This window comes from Salmonella sp. SAL03688, assembly GCF_046551895.1.
GTDB classification, from domain to species: domain Bacteria; phylum Pseudomonadota; class Gammaproteobacteria; order Enterobacterales; family Enterobacteriaceae; genus Salmonella; species Salmonella enterica.
Window position 1 is genome coordinate 42,318 of the sequence record NZ_JBGDVI010000025.1, and the last position, 18,667, is coordinate 60,984.

Consider the following 18,667-nt stretch of genomic DNA (forward strand, 5'->3'; position numbering starts at 1 on the left):
CCTAAGGAGTTGGCATGGCGAACATGTTTGCCCTGATTCTAGTGATAGCCACACTGGTGACGGGCATTTTATGGTGCGTTGATAAGTTTGTTTTCGCGCCAAAACGTCGGGCGCGCCAGGCTGCCGCGCAAACGGCGTCGGGAGATGCGCTGGATAACGCTACGCTCAATAAAGTGGCGCCTAAGCCGGGCTGGCTGGAGACCGGGGCGTCGGTTTTCCCGGTTCTGGCGATCGTTCTGATCGTTCGTTCATTTCTTTATGAACCCTTTCAGATCCCGTCAGGCTCAATGATGCCGACACTGCTTATCGGCGATTTTATTCTGGTGGAAAAATTTGCCTACGGCATTAAAGATCCGATCTACCAGAAAACCCTGATTGAAACCGGTCATCCAAAGCGCGGGGATATTGTGGTATTTAAATATCCGGAAGATCCTAAGTTAGATTACATCAAACGCGCCGTCGGTTTGCCGGGCGATAAAATCACTTATGATCCGGTTGCGAAAGAGGTGACGATTCAGCCTGGCTGTAGCTCCGGTCAGGCGTGCGAAAACGCGCTACCGGTTACCTACTCTAACGTTGAGCCGAGCGATTTTGTACAGACCTTTGCCCGCCGTAACGGCGGAGAAGCGACCAGCGGTTTCTTTGAGGTTCCGCTAAACGAGACGAAAGAAAACGGCATTCGCCTGACCGAACGTAAAGAGACGTTGGGCGATGTGACGCACCGCATCCTGATGGTGCCGATAGCCCAGGATCAGTTGGGCATGTATTACCAACAGCCAGGACAACCGCTGGCGACCTGGGTTGTACCGCCGGGGCAATATTTCATGATGGGCGACAACCGCGATAACAGCGCGGATAGCCGTTACTGGGGATTTGTTCCGGAAGCGAATCTGGTCGGTAAAGCGGTCGCTATCTGGATGAGCTTTGACAAGCAGGAAGGGGAGTGGCCGACAGGCGTACGCCTGAGTCGTATCGGCGGTATTCACTAACTGTGACGAAATGATCGTTCACGCTGCCGTCTTTTTAGCGGCAGCGTGAATTATTTCCTGGATAAATTCCCTCAGACTAACGACATCCCCTGTCGTTGTGTATAGAATATTCCCCCGAAGTTTTAGGTTGGCGCCGTTTGGTCGCCACGGCACACGAAACAGCGTTGGTTATAGACAACCTTCTTTCCGCTGCAGCGATGCGGCAGGACAGATGACGTGTATCAGGTCTGTTTCGTGTGCTGGATTGTTGACGCATTCATTTATTGGTATCGCATGAACCCCATCGTAATTAATCGGCTTCAACGGAAGCTGGGCTACACTTTTAATCATCAGGAGCTGTTGCAGCAGGCATTAACTCACCGCAGCGCCAGCAGTAAACATAACGAACGCCTGGAATTTTTAGGCGATTCAATCCTGAGCTTCGTTATCGCTAACGCGCTTTATCACCGTTTTCCACGGGTGGATGAGGGAGATATGAGCCGTATGCGCGCCACGCTGGTACGTGGTAATACGCTGGCGGAATTAGCCCGTGAGTTTGATTTAGGCGAGTGCCTGCGTTTAGGGCCGGGCGAATTAAAAAGCGGCGGATTTCGTCGGGAGTCCATTCTGGCGGACACCGTGGAAGCGTTAATCGGCGGAGTATTTCTCGATAGCAATATCCAGACCGTCGAGCAGTTAATCCTTAACTGGTATAAAACCCGTCTGGATGAGATAAGCCCGGGCGATAAACAAAAAGATCCTAAAACGCGCTTGCAGGAGTATTTGCAGGGTCGCCATCTGCCGCTGCCATCTTACCTGGTTGTGCAGGTGCGCGGCGAGGCGCACGATCAGGAATTTACTATCCACTGCCAGGTCAGCGGCCTGAGCGAACCGGTGGTTGGCACGGGTTCCAGCCGTCGTAAGGCGGAGCAGGCTGCCGCCGAACAGGCGCTGAAAAAACTGGAGTTGGAATGAGCACTGACAAAACTTACTGCGGATTTATTGCCATCGTCGGACGTCCGAACGTTGGCAAATCCACCTTGCTGAACAAACTGCTCGGGCAGAAGATTTCGATCACTTCCCGTAAAGCGCAGACCACGCGCCACCGCATTGTCGGTATTCATACCGAAGGCCCGTATCAGGCAATCTATGTCGATACCCCGGGACTGCATATGGAAGAAAAGCGCGCCATTAACCGTTTGATGAATAAGGCGGCGAGCAGTTCGATTGGCGACGTTGAGCTGGTGATTTTCGTTGTGGAAGGCACCCGTTGGACGCCGGACGACGAAATGGTCCTGAACAAACTGCGCGATGGCAAAGCGCCGGTTATTCTCGCCGTTAACAAAGTGGATAACGTGCAAGAAAAAGCCGATTTGCTGCCGCACCTCCAGTTCCTGGCAAGCCAGATGAACTTTCTTGATATCGTACCGATCTCTGCTGAAACGGGTATGAACGTCGATACCATTGCCGGTATCGTGCGTAAACATTTACCGGAAGCTATTCACCACTTCCCGGAAGATTACATCACCGATCGCTCTCAGCGCTTTATGGCGTCTGAAATCATTCGTGAAAAGCTGATGCGTTTTCTCGGCGCCGAGCTGCCGTATTCCGTTACCGTTGAGATTGAACGTTTTGTTACCAACGAACGCGGCGGCTATGATATCAACGGGCTGATCCTCGTCGAGCGCGAAGGGCAGAAGAAGATGGTGATTGGCAACAAAGGCGCCAAAATCAAAACCATTGGTATTGAAGCGCGTAAAGACATGCAGGAGATGTTTGAAGCGCCGGTACACCTGGAACTGTGGGTGAAAGTGAAATCCGGCTGGGCCGATGACGAACGCGCTCTGCGCAGTCTCGGTTACGTAGACGATCTGTGAGTTAACACAGCGTGGAAGGGTGGCAGCGCGCATTTGTCCTGCACAGTCGCCCCTGGAGCGAAACCAGCCTGATGCTGGACGTCTTCACGGAAGAATCGGGGCGCGTGCGCCTTGTCGCCAAAGGCGCGCGATCTAAACGTTCCAATCTGAAAGGCGCGTTGCAGCCTTTTACGCCGTTATTGCTACGCTACAGCGGACGCGGCGAGGTGAAAACCCTGCGCAGCGCCGAGGCAGTTTCTCTGGCGCTGCCGTTAAGCGGTATTACGCTCTATAGCGGCCTGTACATCAACGAACTCCTCTCTCGCGTACTGGAATATGAAACGCGCTTCTCCGAACTCTTTTTTGATTATCTGAACTGTATTCAGGCGCTGGCGGGAACCACCGGCTCGCCTGAACCGGCGTTGCGACGTTTCGAACTGGCGTTGCTGGGTCATCTGGGGTATGGCGTCAATTTCACCCACTGTGCAGGCAGCGGCGAACGGGTGGATGACACCATGACCTACCGTTACCGCGAAGAAAAAGGCTTTTTCGCCAGCGTCGTCATCGATAACAACACCTTTACCGGACGGCACCTGAAAGCGCTGGAGGAGCGGGAATTTCCGGATGTAGATACCCTGCGTGCCGCTAAACGCTTTACCCGTATGGCATTAAAGCCGTATCTTGGGGGAAAACCGTTAAAAAGCCGGGAGCTGTTCCGGCAATTTATGCCCAAACGCACAGTAAAAACGAAGAAAGATTAACGAGGATTGTCATGGCTGAATTACTGTTAGGCGTCAATATTGACCACATTGCCACGTTACGTAATGCGCGCGGCACCGACTATCCGGATCCGGTACAGGCGGCGTTTATTGCTGAACAGGCAGGCGCGGACGGCATTACCGTACACCTGCGCGAAGATCGTCGCCACATTACCGATCGCGATGTGCGCATTCTGCGTCAGACGCTGCATACGCGTATGAATCTGGAGATGGCGGTGACCGAAGAGATGCTGGCGATCGCCGTAGAAACCAGGCCGCATTTCTGTTGTCTGGTGCCGGAAAAACGCCAGGAAGTCACCACCGAAGGCGGCCTGGATGTGGCCGGACAGCGCGATAAAATGCGTGATGCCTGTGCGCGCCTGGCGGCGGCTGGCATCCAGGTTTCGCTCTTTATCGATGCCGATGAAGCGCAAATCAACGCGGCGGCGGAAGTCGGCGCGCCGTTTATCGAAATCCATACCGGCTGCTACGCCAACGCAGAAACCGATGCGGAACAGGCAAAAGAGCTGGCGCGTATTGCCAGCGCCGCGACCCTGGCGGCCCGTCTGGGGCTAAAAGTAAATGCGGGTCATGGCCTGACCTACCATAACGTCAAAGCTATTGCCGCACTGCCGGAAATGCACGAGCTCAATATCGGTCATGCCATTATTGGTCGGGCGGTGATGACGGGGCTGAAAGAGGCGGTGGCTGAAATGAAACGTTTGATGCTGGAAGCGCGCGGCTAATGGCGATTCTCGGCCTGGGAACGGATATTGTAGAGATTGCCCGCATTGAGGCAGTGATCTCCCGTTCCGGCGAACGTCTGGCAAGGCGTGTGCTCAGTGACAACGAGTGGGCTATCTGGGAGACGCATCAGCAGCCGGTGCGTTTTCTCGCCAAGCGTTTTGCGGTCAAAGAGGCGGCAGCGAAAGCTTTTGGCACCGGCATCCGCAACGGTCTGGCGTTTAATCAGTTCGAAGTGTTTAACGATGAGCTGGGAAAACCACGTTTGCGGCTGTGGGGCGAGGCGTTAACGCTGGCGGAAAAACTCGGTGTGGCGCACATGCATGTCACGTTGGCCGATGAACGCCATTACGCCTGCGCTACGGTCATTCTGGAAAGTTAGATTTGCCGGATGGCGGCGTAAACACGTTATCTGACCTACAGGCCGATATATTGTCGGCCTGATAAGCATAGCGCCATCAGGCATTGTTGCGTTGGAAGTGCGTTAACCCGCTTACAGTTTATCTGCGTGATGCATCAGAACAAACTTATCCCACAACTGTTCTTCGGTTTCGACATGGGCGGGATCCTGCAAAATCGTATTGGGGATTGGGCAGACTTTCTGACAGGTCGGCGTTTCGTAATGGCCTACACACTCGGTGCATTTGTCGCTGTTAATCTCATAAATGCTGTCGCCCATTGAAATCGCCTCATTCGGGCACTCCGGCTCGCACATATCGCAATTGATACATTTTTTGGTGATTAACAGCGCCATCAGGAAATTCTCAGAAACAACACAAATCGGGCGGGCATTATACGCCTATTTTCTACTCGGGCCAGCTCTTTTCTGGCGCTGATTTGTTATCTACAGTGTAAAAATTTTTGATCTGCTTGAGCAGGCAGATGGTTGCGTTATCCAGTGAAAGGTCATTACTGTGCACCAGCATGACAGGAATAAAAAATGCGGGGATGCCCAGTGAAACCAGGCGAACATTTTTGGGTGTCGATAAATGGGTTAGCGAGCGGGTAATAAATGCGATGCCAATCTGCGCTTCGGCATACTCAAGGCATGAGTAGTGGTTATCCAGTTCGCAGATGACGTTAGGGACGACTTTGCGGTTATTAAATTCTGTGGTGATGATCCCTCTTAATAGCAGAGAGTCATTAAGCACGATAATGGGCTGGTCGTTTAAATCTTTTAAATGCAGACGTTCGCGTGTCGCCAGAGGATGAGAAAGTGGGATTGCAGCGATAATTTCATCTTCAAACAGCATGGTCGAGCTTAGCTGGGCAGGGAGCGCTGTTCGATAAACAATGCCAATATCAACGGCGCTATCCGTCAGCTTTTTAATGGTTTGCTCAGTTGAGAACTCTTTAACATTTAAAGATATTTCCGGATGGTGCGCCATAAAGTTGCGAAAAGCGGGCAGGACCAGGTAGCTGCCTGACACCCCGATTGAAATAGTATCGCGCTGTTGGTCCTGATAGGGAAGAAGTTCATTTTCGGCATTTTTTAAATCCAGCATTATTTTGTTAGCGTGTCGTTGCAAAATAATGCCTGCTTTTGTTAATTTAATTCCTCTACCTTTTCGCTTAAATAATATTATTTTAAGTGATGACTCAAGTTGTTTGATTTGCTGACTTAATGATGGCTGAGTGATAAACAGGCGACTGGCTGCCCGACCATAATGTAATTCATCACACAATATCAGGAAGGAGTGTAGTTGTTTGATATTCATTAAAATTTAATGCCAATCGATTGGGTTTTGTTATAACGATTATAAAAAATACCAAATTGTTTGCCTATTTTGCTTTTTTTAAACTGTGATCAGTGCATTTTAAAAAGGGAAAATTATGTCGGCATCAATCAACCGCTGGGGAATGCTTGCCGCTCACGTGTGCATCAATTTTGTGCTCGGGGGCGTCTACGCATTTAGCTATTTCAAAACACCACTCATGGCGCAATATCACTGGGATCCGGCTACGCTGGCGTTAGCATTCTCTATCAATATGGGGATCATTCCTTTACCGATGATTTGGGGCGGGAGAATGATCGACAATGGTAAAGGAAAGCAGGCGATAGTTATCGGTGGTATCCTGTTTTCTTTAGGTTTTATCTTGTCCGGGTTTGTGGATAATTTGCCCATGCTGTTTTTAACCTACGGCGTCATTGCCGGGTTGGGATCGGGCCTGGCTTTTACGGGTAATCTTAATAATATTCTGAAATTTTTCCCTGACCGTCGCGGTCTTGCCAGCGGTATCGTACTGGCGGGTGTTGGCGTCGGGACGCTACTTTGCACCCGCCTGGCCGAATATTTTATGGCGCAAACTCACGATGTTAGTCGGGCGTTGTTATATCTGGGCATTGTTTATCTGGTGGTTATTTTTATCGTCCAGTTCTTTATTCGTAGCGCGCCAGCAAAAGATAGTGGAGGAATTAAAGCGTCGCCACTGGATAAAGACTATCGGCACATGCTGAAAGATCTGCGCTTCTGGCTGCTGTTTATGATTCTGGCGCTGGGCGTGTTCTCTGGGATGGTAATTAGCTCAAGTTCTGCGCAAATTGGTATGACGCAGTACGGTTTACTGTCCGGTGCATTAGTCGTTAGCCTGGTCTCGATATTTAACTCGATCGGTCGCCTGTTCTGGGGAGGGTTAACCGATAAATTAGGCGGCTATAATACGCTGGTTATTGTTTACCTCTTTACTTGCTTGTGTATGCTGCTGTTATTTTTCTTCAATGGCAATACTTCGGTATTTTATTTCAGCGCTCTGGGCGTGGGCTTTGCTTATGCCGGTATATTAGTTATCTTCCCTGGCTTGACCAGCCAGAATTTTGGTATGCGTAACCAGGGACTAAACTACGGCTTTATGTATTTTGGTTTTGCCGTCGGTGCGGTTATTGCTCCTTATGTAACGTCCGCTATTGCAAAATATACCGGAAGCTACAATACAGTATTTATTTTGACAACAGTGCTATTGCTTATTGGAGTCGTGTTGACCCTGATAACGAAAAAATATGTCGCAACGGTTTTAGCCAAAATTCATTAATCAGATAATAAGGAAATAAAAATGAAAATTGCAATCGCAGGTGCAGGCGCTATGGGATGTCGTTTTGGCTATATGCTGCTGGAGGCCGGGCACGACGTGACGCTTATCGATGGTTGGCAGGAGCATGTCGACGCTATTCGTAGCAAGGGGTTGTTTGTCGAAACGGAAACGACTCAGAAGTATTACCCCATCCCTGCTATGTTGGCTGATGAATCCCAGGGGGAGTTTGAGCTGGTTATTCTGTTTACCAAAGCCATGCAGTTGGATAGCATGTTACAGCGTATTAAGCCGCTGCTGCCAGCCGCGAAGGTCGTGATGATTTTATCTAACGGCCTGGGAAATATCGAAACCCTGGAGAAATATGTCGATCGGCAGAAAATCTATGCGGGTGTGACGTTATGGTCCAGCGAACTGGAGGGGGCTGGGCATATTATGGCCACCGGTACCGGAACGATTGAACTGCAGCCGATAGCCAGCCAGGATTCGGCTCAAGAGGCTAAGGTCATTGCCACCCTTAATAGCGCTGGATTGAATGCTGAAATAAGCCCTGACGTATTATTATCGATCTGGAAGAAAGCAGCCTTTAATAGCGTAATGAACACCTATTGCGCGCTACTGGATTGTAATGTCGGCGGATTTGGTCAGCGGCCTGGTGCTTTAGATTTAGCGCAAGCGGTAGTTGATGAGTTTGTGTTAGTTGCTGCCAGCCAGAATATTCCGTTGACTGAGCAAATGGTGATGAATACGGTGAAGAAAGTGTTCGATCCGCGTGAGAGCGGCCACCACTATCCTTCTATGCATCAGGATTTACATAAAGGCCGACTGACTGAAATCGACTATTTAAATGGTGCGATTGCGCGAATCGGCGCTCAGAACAATATTGCTGTACCGGTTAACACACTCCTGACGCAATTGATTCACGCGAAAGAAGCGCAATAAACTTGATAGCTCTTCTGCATGAGGCGGAAGAGCCATTTTCAAACCAGTTTTTTTACCAGCGCCTCGCTATGGCGAATACGCTCCGGCGCCCGCTCTAAATCCTGTTGTACCAGCGCCATAAACAGTAAGTCGGTCAACATCATTTGCGCATGTGTCGAGGAGATAGCGGCGCTGCGCGTCGCTTGCTCTTCGGCAATCGTATACAGACAGCGGGTGGCGCGCTGCTGCAAGGCGTTGGGAGAAAAACCGGTAATGGCCAGGATTTTCGCGCCTGCGCGTAATGTTTCGTCCGCCGCCAGGTTCAGCTCGCGCCGCTCCCCGGAATAAGAGATCGCCAGCAGCAGATCCTCCGGCGCCAGCGCCTGCACCGTCGCCAGCAGGGCGTGCATATCGCGCTCAACCACCGCGTTAATGCCAATCTTCAGTAGCTTCCAGGCAAAATTTTGCGCCACCAGCCCAGAGGCGCCAATCCCGGTGATCACAATACGGCGGGCGTGGCGCAGCATCGTGACGCTTTCTAACAGCTTTTCTTCACTGTTAACGTCCAGCGTGGCGTGCATCGCCGCCACATTCTCTTTAATTAATTTTTCTCCGACCAGGCGCATCGGATCGTCGCCGCGAATCTGGTTATGAACGGGAACGGAATGCGGATTAGGATTGCTGGCCAACGCTTCGCTGATAGCCAGTTTCAACGCCGGAAACCCTTTAAACCCCAGTTTTTGCGCGAACTTGACTACGCTGGATTGGCTGACGCCCGCTTCGGCCGCCAGTTGCTGCGAGCTCAGATGTCGCGCCGTATCCGGTTGCGCGAGCAGATAATCCGCCAGTTTCCTGTCGCTTTGCGCGAGATCCGGATAACGCTGGCGAATACGAATCAAACAGTTCATGGGCAGCTCCTGCGAAACGTGATGGCGACGACAAAACGAAATTTCACTCGCCTGGGGGAATATTCTATTCCATCATGGACGCTTATTATGAATTAAAAATTCCAGAGGGACAAAAATGAATCTTGGTACCTTAGTGTCTGAAACCCGTAACCCGCAAACGATGGATCTGGATGCGTTGCCTACTCCTGAATTAGTTAAGCGTTTTAATGAACAGGATACGCTGGTAGCGGAAGCGGTAAAAGCCACTCTGCCTGACGTTGCGCGTGCGGTGGATGCCGCTGCGGCGGCGCTGAAGTCTGGCGGACGTATCATCTATATGGGCGCGGGCACCAGTGGTCGGCTTGGCGTACTGGATGCCTCAGAATGCCCCCCGACGTTTGGCGTTCCGCACGGTCTGGTCGTCGGGCTGATTGCCGGTGGGCCGGGCGCGTTGCTGAAGGCGGTCGAAGGCGCGGAAGACAGCCAACAGGCAGGCGAAGACGATCTTGTCGCGCTAAATCTGCAAGAACAGGATCTGGTCGTGGGGCTCGCGGCGTCGGGTCGTACACCCTATGTGATTGGCGGCCTGCGCTATGCGCGACAGTCCGGTTGTACCACTGTTGCCGTCTCCTGTAATCCAGATTCGCCTATTGCGCGGGAGGCTAATATCGCTATTTCGCCCGTTGTCGGGCCGGAAGCGCTTACCGGCTCCACGCGGCTGAAATCCGGCACCGCGCAGAAAATGGTGCTCAATATGATTTCTACCGGCGCGATGGTGAAGTTCGGCAAGGTCTATCAAAACCTGATGGTGGATATGAAAGCCACCAACGTCAAACTGGTCGATCGCGCGTGTCGGATGGTCGTTGAAGCGACCGGGATAGGTCGTGAAGAGGCGGAAACGTTGCTGAAACAGACCGATTTTGAGGTTAAGCCCGCCATTTTGATGGCGCTTACGGGGCTGGATGCTGCAGCCGCCAGGGAAAAACTCGCCGCTCATCAGGGCTTTTTAAGGGCGGCGTTAGAACACTAAAGAGGTGTGTATGGATAAGACGGCAGCGCTCGCCAGCGACATTTTACGTGGTATCGGCGGAGAGCAAAATATTCTGCGCCTGGAAAACTGTATGACGCGAGTCAGGGTGGAGGTACAGGACGACAGCCAACTGGATATTCCGCGCTTAAAAGCGTTGCCTGGCGTCAGTGGATACGTAAAGCAAGGGGAGCAACATCAGCTGATCGTTGGGCCGGGGAAGGCTGCGCAGGTGGTTGATGCGATGCGCGTGCAGATTGCCGCAGGTGGTGTAAAGCCGGACGATGCTATGGCGCGTACCAAATCCGAGGCGAAAGCGAAGTATAAAGCGCCGATGAGCGATGCGTTGCGTAAGCTGGCGAATGTTTTTATACCGCTTATCCCCGCCTTTATCGCATCCGGCTTGATTACCGGCATTATCAACATTCTTAAACGTCCGGATATCGTCGGCGATGTTGCTGTCCACTATCCTAACCTGCTGGGCCTGATGGGGATATTTGGTAGCGCGGTATTCGCTATCATGAACATTCTGGTTGGCGTCAATACCGCGAAAGTCTTTGGCGGATCGCAGGCGTTAGGCGGCGTGATGGCGGGGATCCTTTCCAGCCCGCAACTGGCGCAGATTACGCTCTTTGGCGAGGTGCTTCAGCCGGGACGGGGCGGCGTTATCGCCGTCCTGCTGGTGGTGGCGTTAATGTGCTGGATTGAGCGCCAGTTCCGTAAGCTGCTGCCGGGGTCGCTGGAGTTAATTCTTAACCCTTTATTGACGACTGTTATCACCGGCGCGATAGCGATTGTCGCTCTGCAACCGCTTGGCGGCTGGATTTCAGACGCTATTGCTCACGGCGCGTCCTGGGCTATCGATCGCGGCGGTTTTCTGGTGGGCGCGGTGCTAGCCGGAACTTTCCTGCCGTTGGTACTGACCGGGCTGCATCAGGGGCTGGTGCCTATTCATGTGGAGCTGGTGCAAGCGCACGGCTATAACGCGCTGTTTCCCATCCTGGCGATGGCGGGCGTTGGTCAGATAGGCGCGGCCATTGCCGTACTGATGAAAACCCGCAATGCGCGGCTCAAAAAGGTGATTAAAGGCGCGCTTCCGGTCGGACTGCTGGGGATTGGCGAGCCGCTGATTTTTGGCGTCACGCTGCCATTGGGTAAGCCATTTATTGGCGCTTGCCTCGGCGGCGCGGTAGGCGGGGCGTTGATCAGCTACTGGAAAGTGGCGACGGTAATTACCTTTGGTATTTCCGGTTTGCCGCTGGCATTAACAATTGTTGCCGGAAAAGTCCTGTTCTATCTGTTAGGCTATTTAATAGCGGTAATTGCCGGGTTTATTTTTACCTGGCTGCTGGGGTTCAATGATCCAGAGGAGTAAGGTTTGGTCAGCCACGAGCGTCGTGTCGTCTTTTTTGATTTGGATGGAACGTTACATCAACAGGATATGTTCGGCAGTTTTCTGCGTTATTTGCTGCGCCGTCAGCCGCTAAATGCGCTGCTCGTACTGCCGTTGTTGCCCATTATCGGTATCGGTTTACTGGTAAAAGGGCGTGCGGCCCGCTGGCCGATGAGTCTGTTATTGTGGGGCTGTACTTTTGGCCATAGCGAAACGCGTTTGCAGGCGCATCAGGCGGATTTTGTCCGTTGGTTTCGCGCTAACGTCACGGCGTTTCCGGTTGTACAGGAGCGTCTGACCACCTATCTATTGAGCTCTGACGCGGATATCTGGCTTATTACCGGTTCTCCGCAATCCTTGGTAGAGCAAGTCTATTTTGATACGCCGTGGCTGCCGCGCGTTAACCTCATCGCCAGCCAGATGGCGCGACGGTATGGCGGCTGGGTATTAACCGTGCGCTGTCTGGGCCATGAAAAAGTCGCGCAACTGGAACGTAAAATCGGTACGCCGCTGCGTCTTTATAGCGGCTACAGCGACAGCAAACAGGATAACCCGCTGCTTTATTTTTGCCAGCATCGCTGGCGGGTGACGCCGCACGGCGAGTTGCAGCAGCTCGAATAGTGAAACGCATAGCGTCTGTGTATAATGCCGCCCGCTTTCATTACCGGAGTTACCTCTTTGTCTGATGTCGAATTAGATCACGAATACTGGATGCGCCACGCGCTGACGCTGGCGAAACGCGCCTGGGACGAACGCGAGGTTCCGGTTGGCGCGGTATTGGTGCATAACCATCGCGTCATTGGCGAAGGCTGGAACCGACCCATTGGCCGCCACGATCCTACTGCGCACGCTGAAATAATGGCGCTGCGTCAGGGAGGTCTGGTATTGCAGAATTACCGGTTACTGGATACCACGCTGTATGTCACGCTGGAACCCTGTGTGATGTGCGCAGGCGCTATGGTGCATAGCCGCATTGGACGCGTTGTCTTTGGCGCGCGCGATGCAAAAACCGGCGCGGCCGGATCGCTAATTGATGTGCTGCACCATCCGGGAATGAATCACCGGGTCGACATTATTGAAGGGGTGCTGCGCGATGAATGTGCGACGCTGCTCAGTGATTTTTTCCGTATGCGTCGTCAGGAAATTAAAGCCCTGAAGAAAGCCGACCGTGCGGAAGGCGCGGGGCCGACAGTATAGCGCAATGCCGGATAAGAAGTTGCGCGTCGCCATCCGATAAGACCATCGCGCTATTTTTCTTCTTTCTTCTGCGGCGTAAACAGTAAAGACGGCGAATGCGTCAGGTAGCCTGATGACTGCGATAAAAACGACAGGAGGGGGAAGGGCGCTTTATTCAGCTCCTCCGGCGACACCGCCGGGTAATCCTGCGCCAGTTTCATGGCTTCCGCTTCCTGCTTTTCTTTTTCCTGCAAATACCCCACTAAACTTATCTGGTATTTACGGATATTTTCCACATAAGCATAAGCCTCATGTCCACGCGCGTAACCGTAGGTTAGCTTACTGTAATACGGTTTTTGGCTTAACAGAGGCAAACGCTGCTTCACATCGGTCCAGCTATCCGGATTGCCTTTGGTTTTTACCGTCAGCGATCTGGCATCGAGCATGTGCGCATAACCCATATTGTAGGCGGCTAAGGCAAACCAGATACGCTCGTCTTCCGGAACGGTTTCGGGAACTTTAGCCATCATATCTTCAAGATAGCGAGCGCCGCCGCTGATGCTTTGCTCCGCATCGGTACGGTCGGTCAGCCCCAGACTTTGGGCGGTATTTTTAGTCAGCATCATCAGGCCGCGCACGCCGGTTGGCGAGGTCGCCAGCGGATCCCAGTGCGATTCCTGATAAGAAATCGCCGCCAGCAGGCGCCAGTCTATCTCTTTGGCATATTTTTTAAATAACGGTTCCAGCTCCGGCAGGACGTTATCCACCGCTCGCAGGAAAGAGCGGGTATCAACGTAGTCGAAATCATCGCCATGTCCCAGATATTTCTCTTCGATCCGCGCCAGAGAACCGTCTTCATTGATCGAATTGAAAAAATCGAGCAGCGCGGCGGAGAGCGTATTATCGTCGTCCAGTCGGCTAAACCAGGTCACGGGCTGTTCATCCGTGACATCCAGCGCCACGGCCAGTTCGGGATGAACGCGCTGAAACAGACTGATCGCCACTGAATCGGCAATGGTGTAATCCAGTTTGCCGCTGATGACCTCTTCCAGCAGCGTCGTCGAGCCTTTTTTATCATCCACTTTCCAGCTCAGGTCGGGAAACTTTGTCTCTTTTAAACGCTGTAAGTCATTGACCACGACGTGCCCTGGCGCAATGGTAAGCTGATTCTCGTTAACGGTCGCCAGCGAACGTGGGCGATATTGTCCGACCCGGTAGACGAGCTGTTGCGAAACTGAATAATACATGGGGCCGGGCTGATAGTTTTTAACGCGTGCGCTGTCGTAGACCAGCCCAGCCGCGAGCAGGTCGGCATTGCCGTTATCCAGATCGTCAAACAACTGGCTGATATTCTGGCGCACCGTCACTTTCAGCTTCACGCCGAGATAGTTGGCGAACTGCTGCGCCAGTTCATAGTCCAGACCATATTTTTTACCGTTGATAACGGAATAGGTTAATGGCGAGTCGATCGTACTGACGCGCAGTACCCCCCGGGCTTGAATCGCGGCGATATGGTTTTCGGTTTTACCGAACCAGGGGATTGAGGGCCAAAGGGCTGCTGCCAGCAGCAGCGTCAATATGCCGATGAACAGATAATTAATCTTTAATTTTTTCAATTAGTTAATTCTCTGGATCGTGCGTTGCCTCAGGCTGAAAAAGATGTTTTGCTGCAATAGATAAGTCATTAATGAGCGGCATTTTGCGTAACAATGCGCCAGTTGGCAACTTATTCGCAACGGTAGCCGCACCGTATGACAAGAAAAAGCGGTGATTTTATTTCTACGCAAACGGTTTCGTCAGCGCGTCAGATTCTTTATAATGGCGGCCGTTTCCCCCCTTGCGCACACCGAAGCTTAGAAGACGAGAGACTTATGATGGAAATTCTGCGTGGTTCGCCTGCACTGTCTGCATTCCGTATCAATAAACTGCTGGCGCGCTTTCAGGCTGCCAACCTCCAGGTCCACAATATATACGCTGAGTATGTCCATTTTGCTGACCTGAACGCCCCGTTAAATGATAGCGAGCAGGAGCAGCTTACCCGTCTGTTGCAATACGGCCCGGCGCTTAACAGCCATACGCCGGCGGGTAAACTCCTGTTGGTCACACCGCGTCCTGGTACCATCTCCCCCTGGTCTTCAAAAGCAACGGATATCGCCCACAACTGCGGCCTGCAACAGGTTGAGCGGCTGGAGCGCGGCGTAGCGTACTATATCGAGGCTTCGACGTTGACGGCGGAACAGTGGCGACAAGTGGCCGCAGAGCTGCACGACCGTATGATGGAGACGGTGTTCTCTTCTTTAACCGATGCGGAAAAACTGTTTATCCACCATCAGCCTGCGCCGGTTTCCAGTGTCGATCTGCTGGGAGAAGGCCGTCAGGCGTTAATTGACGCCAACCTGCGTCTTGGTCTGGCGCTGGCGGAAGATGAAATCGACTATTTGCAGGAGGCGTTTACCAAACTGGGGCGCAACCCGAACGATATCGAATTGTACATGTTCGCCCAGGCGAACTCCGAGCACTGCCGCCACAAGATTTTTAATGCCGACTGGATTATCGACGGTAAACCGCAGCCGAAGTCGCTGTTTAAAATGATTAAAAACACCTTCGAAACCACGCCGGACTATGTGCTCTCTGCCTATAAAGACAATGCCGCGGTGATGGAAGGATCTGCGGTGGGGCGCTACTTCGCCGACCACAATACCGGCCGTTACGATTTTCATCAGGAGCCCGCGCACATTCTGATGAAGGTCGAAACGCATAACCACCCAACCGCCATCTCTCCGTGGCCGGGGGCGGCGACCGGTTCCGGCGGCGAAATTCGTGATGAAGGCGCCACCGGGCGTGGTGCGAAACCAAAAGCCGGGCTGGTGGGCTTCTCCGTTTCCAACCTGCGTATTCCGGGCTTTGAACAGCCGTGGGAAGAGGATTTTGGCAAGCCGGAACGTATTGTCACCGCGCTGGATATCATGACCGAAGGTCCGCTGGGCGGCGCGGCGTTTAACAACGAATTTGGTCGCCCGGCGCTGACCGGTTACTTCCGTACTTATGAAGAGAAAGTGAACAGCCACAACGGCGAAGAGCTGCGCGGCTACCATAAGCCGATCATGCTGGCGGGCGGGATCGGTAATATCCGCGCCGATCACGTGCAGAAAGGCGAGATCGTCGTCGGCGCGAAGCTGATCGTCCTTGGCGGCCCGGCGATGAATATCGGCCTCGGCGGCGGCGCGGCATCGTCAATGGCCTCCGGCCAGTCTGATGCGGATCTCGATTTTGCCTCTGTTCAGCGCGATAACCCGGAAATGGAACGCCGCTGCCAGGAGGTGATCGACCGCTGCTGGCAGTTGGGCGACGCTAACCCAATCTTGTTTATCCATGATGTGGGCGCGGGCGGTCTCTCCAATGCGATGCCGGAGCTGGTGAGCGACGGCGGGCGCGGCGGGAAATTCGAACTGCGCGACATTCTTAGCGACGAGCCGGGCATGAGCCCGCTGGAAATCTGGTGTAACGAATCCCAGGAGCGCTACGTACTGGCGGTCGCGGCTGACCAGTTGCCGCTGTTCGATGAACTGTGTAAGCGCGAACGCGCGCCGTATGCGGTCATTGGCGACGCTACCGAAGAACAGCATCTCTCGTTGCATGATAACCATTTCGACAATCAGCCGATCGACCTGCCGCTGGATGTCCTGCTGGGCAAAACGCCGAAAATGACCCGCGATGTGCAAACATTGAAGGCGAAAGGCGATGCGCTGAACCGCGCGGATATCACGATTGCCGACGCGGTAAATCGTGTTCTGCATCTGCCGACCGTGGCGGAAAAAACCTTCCTTGTCACTATTGGCGACCGTACCGTCACCGGTATGGTGGCGCGTGACCAGATGGTTGGCCCGTGGCAGGTCCCGGTGGCTGACTGCGCGGTCACTACCGCCAGCCTCGACAGCTACTACGGCGAAGCGATGTCGATTGGCGAGCGCGCGCCGGTGGCGCTGCTGGACTTTGCCGCCTCCGCCCGTCTGGCCGTCGGTGAAGCGTTGACTAACATTGCCGCGACGCAGATTGGCGATATCAAGCGCATCAAGCTTTCCGCTAACTGGATGGCGGCAGCCGGTCATCCTGGCGAAGATGCCGGTTTGTATGACGCAGTTAAAGCGGTGGGAGAGGAACTCTGTCCGCAGCTTGGCCTGACGATTCCGGTGGGCAAAGATTCGATGTCGATGAAAACCCGCTGGCAGGAAGGCAACGAACAGCGCGAAATGACCTCGCCGCTGTCGCTGGTGATTTCCGCGTTTGCCCGCGTGGAAGACGTGCGTCACACCCTTACGCCGCAGCTGTCAACGGAAGATAACGCCTTGCTGCTGATCGATCTTGGCAAGGGCCACAACGCGCTGGGCGCAACGGCGTTGGCGCAGGTCTATCGTCAGCTTGGCGACAAACCCGCGGACGTGCGTGACGTCGCGCAACTGAAAGGCTTCTATGACGCCATGCAGGCGCTGGTCGCTGCGCGTAAATTACTGGCCTGGCACGACCGTTCCGACGGCGGTCTGCTGGTGACGCTGGCCGAGATGGCCTTTGCCGGCCACTGCGGCGTGCAGGTCGATATCGCCGCGCTGGGCGATGACCATCTGGCCGCACTGTTCAACGAGGAGCTGGGCGGCGTGATTCAGGTACGCGCTGAAGACAGAGACGCGGTAGAAGCGCTGTTGGCGCAGTACGGTCTTGCTGACTGCGTCCACTACCTTGGTCAGGCCCTGGCTGGCGATCGCTTTGTGATTACCGCTAATGACCAGACGGTATTCAGCGAAAGCCGCACTACGCTGCGTGTCTGGTGGGCGGAAACCACCTGGCAGATGCAGCGTCTGCGCGACAATCCGCAATGTGCTGACCAGGAACACGAGGCGAAAGCGAATGATGCCGATCCGGGCCTCAACGTGAAGCTGTCGTTTGATATTAATGAAGATATCGCCGCGCCGTACATTGCGACAGGCGCACGACCGAAAGTCGCTGTACTGCGCGAGCAGGGGGTGAACTCTCACGTGGAGATGGCGGCGGCGTTCCATCGTGCGGGCTTTGACGCGATTGACGTCCATATGAGCGACCTGCTGGGCGGTCGTATCGGTCTGGGCAACTTCCATGCGCTGGTGGCTTGCGGCGGCTTTTCCTACGGCGACGTGCTGGGGGCGGGTGAAGGCTGGGCGAAATCCATTCTGTTTAACCATCGGGTGCGCGACGAATTCGAAACCTTCTTCCATCGTCCGCAGACGCTGGCGCTGGGCGTGTGCAACGGTTGCCAGATGATGTCGAATCTGCGCGAGCTGATCCCGGGCAGCGAACTGTGGCCGCGTTTTGTACGTAACCATTCTGACCGCTTCGAAGCCCGCTTCAGCCTGGTGGAAGTGACGCAAAGCCCATCGCTGCTGCTGCAAGGAATGGTAGGATCACAGATGCCGATTGCGGTTTCCCATGGGGAAGGGCGCGTTGAGGTGCGGGACGATGCGCATCTTGCCGCGCTTGAGAGCAAAGGCCTGGTCGCTCTGCGCTACGTTGATAACTTTGGTAAGGTGACTGAAACCTATCCGGCTAACCCGAACGGTTCGCCGAACGGCATCACGGCGGTGACGACCGAAAACGGTCGGGTGACGATTATGATGCCGCATCCGGAACGTGTATTCCGCACCGTCGCCAACTCCTGGCACCCGGAAAACTGGGGCGAGGATAGCCCGTGGATGCGTATCTTCCGTAATGCGCGTAAGCAGCTTGGTTAATTAGCCCGATAGCCATTAAGCCCCTCTTCACGAGGGGCTTTTTTGTAGACGGTGACCCGTCCTGAATAGCGTTGACACGTTCCAGACTTAAATCCGGAGAACGTGATGATGACTGAGTTCAAACGCACCCAACGCGATTATCCTCTATCCT

17 protein-coding genes and 1 pseudogene are annotated in these 18,667 nt (G+C 53.7%); 13 read left to right on the forward strand and 5 right to left on the reverse strand.

The features are described 5' to 3' along the window. Positions 1–14 precede the first annotated feature (14 nt). The 6 genes from lepB (at position 15) to acpS (ending at position 4,708) form a co-directional block, all read left to right on the forward strand. Positions 15–989 carry a signal peptidase I gene (gene lepB / locus ACLJR2_RS20395; RefSeq protein WP_000002559.1) on the forward strand — a complete coding sequence of 325 codons (975 nt, stop codon included), beginning with the start codon at positions 15–17 and terminating at the stop codon, positions 987–989. A 273-nt stretch (positions 990–1,262) separates the two neighbouring features. After that, on the forward strand, positions 1,263–1,943 hold the full coding sequence (gene rnc / locus ACLJR2_RS20400; protein WP_001068341.1) for a ribonuclease III: 681 nt from the start codon (positions 1,263–1,265) through the stop codon (positions 1,941–1,943). Then, entirely contained in the window at positions 1,940–2,845 is a 906-nt protein-coding gene (era, locus tag ACLJR2_RS20405) for a GTPase Era (protein ID WP_000102230.1), read from the forward strand. Before rnc ends, era begins: the two co-directional genes overlap by 4 nt. An 11-nt stretch (positions 2,846–2,856) precedes the next feature. Further along, positions 2,857–3,585 carry a DNA repair protein RecO gene (gene recO, locus ACLJR2_RS20410; RefSeq protein ID WP_000399382.1) on the forward strand — a complete coding sequence of 243 codons (729 nt, stop codon included), beginning with the start codon at positions 2,857–2,859 and terminating at the stop codon, positions 3,583–3,585. Between the two features lie 11 nt (positions 3,586–3,596). After that, positions 3,597–4,328: a pyridoxine 5'-phosphate synthase gene (gene pdxJ / locus ACLJR2_RS20415; protein WP_000818964.1), complete on the forward strand. Its 732-nt coding sequence runs from the start codon at positions 3,597–3,599 to the stop codon at positions 4,326–4,328. Further along, complete coding sequence (gene acpS, locus ACLJR2_RS20420) at positions 4,328–4,708, forward strand: holo-ACP synthase (RefSeq protein ID WP_000986043.1); 381 nt, start codon at positions 4,328–4,330, stop codon at positions 4,706–4,708. Before pdxJ ends, acpS begins: the two co-directional genes overlap by 1 nt. Before the next feature lie 111 nt (positions 4,709–4,819). Here acpS and ACLJR2_RS20425 read toward each other — a convergent pair whose 3' ends face one another. Both ACLJR2_RS20425 and ACLJR2_RS20430 read right to left on the reverse strand, forming a co-directional pair. After that, on the reverse strand, positions 4,820–5,080 hold the full coding sequence (locus ACLJR2_RS20425) for a YfhL family 4Fe-4S dicluster ferredoxin (protein WP_001196291.1): 261 nt from the start codon (positions 5,078–5,080) through the stop codon (positions 4,820–4,822). Between the two features lie 52 nt (positions 5,081–5,132). Continuing rightward, positions 5,133–6,044 (reverse strand): LysR family transcriptional regulator, encoded by a 912-nt coding sequence (locus tag ACLJR2_RS20430; RefSeq protein ID WP_015633058.1) that lies wholly within the window; start codon positions 6,042–6,044, stop codon positions 5,133–5,135. A 115-nt stretch (positions 6,045–6,159) separates the two neighbouring features. Between ACLJR2_RS20430 and ACLJR2_RS20435 the strand changes: the two genes are divergently transcribed. Together ACLJR2_RS20435 and ACLJR2_RS20440 are read left to right on the forward strand one after the other, a co-directional pair. After that, positions 6,160–7,356 (forward strand): OFA family MFS transporter, encoded by a 1,197-nt coding sequence (locus ACLJR2_RS20435; RefSeq protein WP_001276364.1) that lies wholly within the window; start codon positions 6,160–6,162, stop codon positions 7,354–7,356. A gap of 21 nt (positions 7,357–7,377) precedes the next feature. Further along, the gene (locus tag ACLJR2_RS20440) at positions 7,378–8,295 is read left to right on the forward strand and encodes an oxidoreductase (RefSeq protein WP_000684023.1); all 918 of its coding nucleotides are present in this window, start codon (positions 7,378–7,380) and stop codon (positions 8,293–8,295) included. Between the two features lie 38 nt (positions 8,296–8,333). On the opposite strand, the gene ACLJR2_RS20445 is transcribed toward ACLJR2_RS20440, so the two are convergent. Further along, positions 8,334–9,182, reverse strand: a complete 849-nt coding sequence (locus ACLJR2_RS20445; RefSeq protein ID WP_000995694.1) for a MurR/RpiR family transcriptional regulator — start codon at positions 9,180–9,182, stop codon at positions 8,334–8,336. Positions 9,183–9,297: 115 nt separating this feature from the next. Between ACLJR2_RS20445 and murQ the strand changes: the two genes are divergently transcribed. From murQ to tadA, 4 genes are read left to right on the forward strand one after another with little or no spacing between them, the layout of a single operon-like run. Next, the gene (gene murQ, locus ACLJR2_RS20450) at positions 9,298–10,191 is read left to right on the forward strand and encodes an N-acetylmuramic acid 6-phosphate etherase (protein WP_001048531.1); all 894 of its coding nucleotides are present in this window, start codon (positions 9,298–9,300) and stop codon (positions 10,189–10,191) included. Between the two features lie 10 nt (positions 10,192–10,201). Further along, entirely contained in the window at positions 10,202–11,563 is a 1,362-nt protein-coding gene (locus ACLJR2_RS20455) for a PTS transporter subunit EIIC (RefSeq protein WP_000361662.1), read from the forward strand. A 3-nt stretch (positions 11,564–11,566) separates the two neighbouring features. Next, positions 11,567–12,202, forward strand: coding sequence for a phosphatidylglycerophosphatase C (gene yfhb / locus ACLJR2_RS20460; protein WP_000253558.1), 636 nt, complete (start codon positions 11,567–11,569; stop codon positions 12,200–12,202). Positions 12,203–12,226: 24 nt separating this feature from the next. Continuing rightward, positions 12,227–12,778: a tRNA adenosine(34) deaminase TadA gene (tadA, locus tag ACLJR2_RS20465; protein WP_001134564.1), complete on the forward strand. Its 552-nt coding sequence runs from the start codon at positions 12,227–12,229 to the stop codon at positions 12,776–12,778. Positions 12,779–12,828: 50 nt separating this feature from the next. Here the strand turns inward: tadA and mltF are convergent, their stop codons facing one another. Beyond that, positions 12,829–14,373, reverse strand: coding sequence for a membrane-bound lytic murein transglycosylase MltF (gene mltF / locus ACLJR2_RS20470; protein ID WP_000734249.1), 1,545 nt, complete (start codon positions 14,371–14,373; stop codon positions 12,829–12,831). Beyond that, positions 14,374–14,604 (reverse strand): annotated as a pseudogene (locus ACLJR2_RS20475) (hypothetical protein). It lies immediately after the preceding gene. A gap of 24 nt (positions 14,605–14,628) precedes the next feature. Here ACLJR2_RS20475 and purL point away from each other — a divergent pair. After that, positions 14,629–18,516, forward strand: coding sequence for a phosphoribosylformylglycinamidine synthase (gene purL, locus ACLJR2_RS20480; protein ID WP_000970061.1), 3,888 nt, complete (start codon positions 14,629–14,631; stop codon positions 18,514–18,516). Positions 18,517–18,667 lie beyond the last annotated feature (151 nt).

What these genes read in the sequence shown, in the direction of transcription:
- lepB (WP_000002559.1), top strand. Translation starts at nt 15, where the DNA reads ATGGCGAACATGTTTGCCCTGATTCTAGTGATAGCCACACTGGTGACG.
- rnc (WP_001068341.1), top strand. Translation starts at nt 1,263, where the DNA reads ATGAACCCCATCGTAATTAATCGGCTTCAACGGAAGCTGGGCTACACT.
- era (WP_000102230.1), top strand. Translation starts at nt 1,940, where the DNA reads ATGAGCACTGACAAAACTTACTGCGGATTTATTGCCATCGTCGGACGT.
- pdxJ (WP_000818964.1), top strand. Translation starts at nt 3,597, where the DNA reads ATGGCTGAATTACTGTTAGGCGTCAATATTGACCACATTGCCACGTTA.
- acpS (WP_000986043.1), top strand. Translation starts at nt 4,328, where the DNA reads ATGGCGATTCTCGGCCTGGGAACGGATATTGTAGAGATTGCCCGCATT.
- ACLJR2_RS20425 (WP_001196291.1), bottom strand. Translation starts at nt 5,080, where the DNA reads ATGGCGCTGTTAATCACCAAAAAATGTATCAATTGCGATATGTGCGAG.
- ACLJR2_RS20430 (WP_015633058.1), bottom strand. Translation starts at nt 6,044, where the DNA reads ATGAATATCAAACAACTACACTCCTTCCTGATATTGTGTGATGAATTA.
- ACLJR2_RS20435 (WP_001276364.1), top strand. Translation starts at nt 6,160, where the DNA reads ATGTCGGCATCAATCAACCGCTGGGGAATGCTTGCCGCTCACGTGTGC.
- ACLJR2_RS20440 (WP_000684023.1), top strand. Translation starts at nt 7,378, where the DNA reads ATGAAAATTGCAATCGCAGGTGCAGGCGCTATGGGATGTCGTTTTGGC.
- ACLJR2_RS20445 (WP_000995694.1), bottom strand. Translation starts at nt 9,182, where the DNA reads ATGAACTGTTTGATTCGTATTCGCCAGCGTTATCCGGATCTCGCGCAA.
- murQ (WP_001048531.1), top strand. Translation starts at nt 9,298, where the DNA reads ATGAATCTTGGTACCTTAGTGTCTGAAACCCGTAACCCGCAAACGATG.
- ACLJR2_RS20455 (WP_000361662.1), top strand. Translation starts at nt 10,202, where the DNA reads ATGGATAAGACGGCAGCGCTCGCCAGCGACATTTTACGTGGTATCGGC.
- tadA (WP_001134564.1), top strand. Translation starts at nt 12,227, where the DNA reads ATGCCGCCCGCTTTCATTACCGGAGTTACCTCTTTGTCTGATGTCGAA.
- purL (WP_000970061.1), top strand. Translation starts at nt 14,629, where the DNA reads ATGATGGAAATTCTGCGTGGTTCGCCTGCACTGTCTGCATTCCGTATC.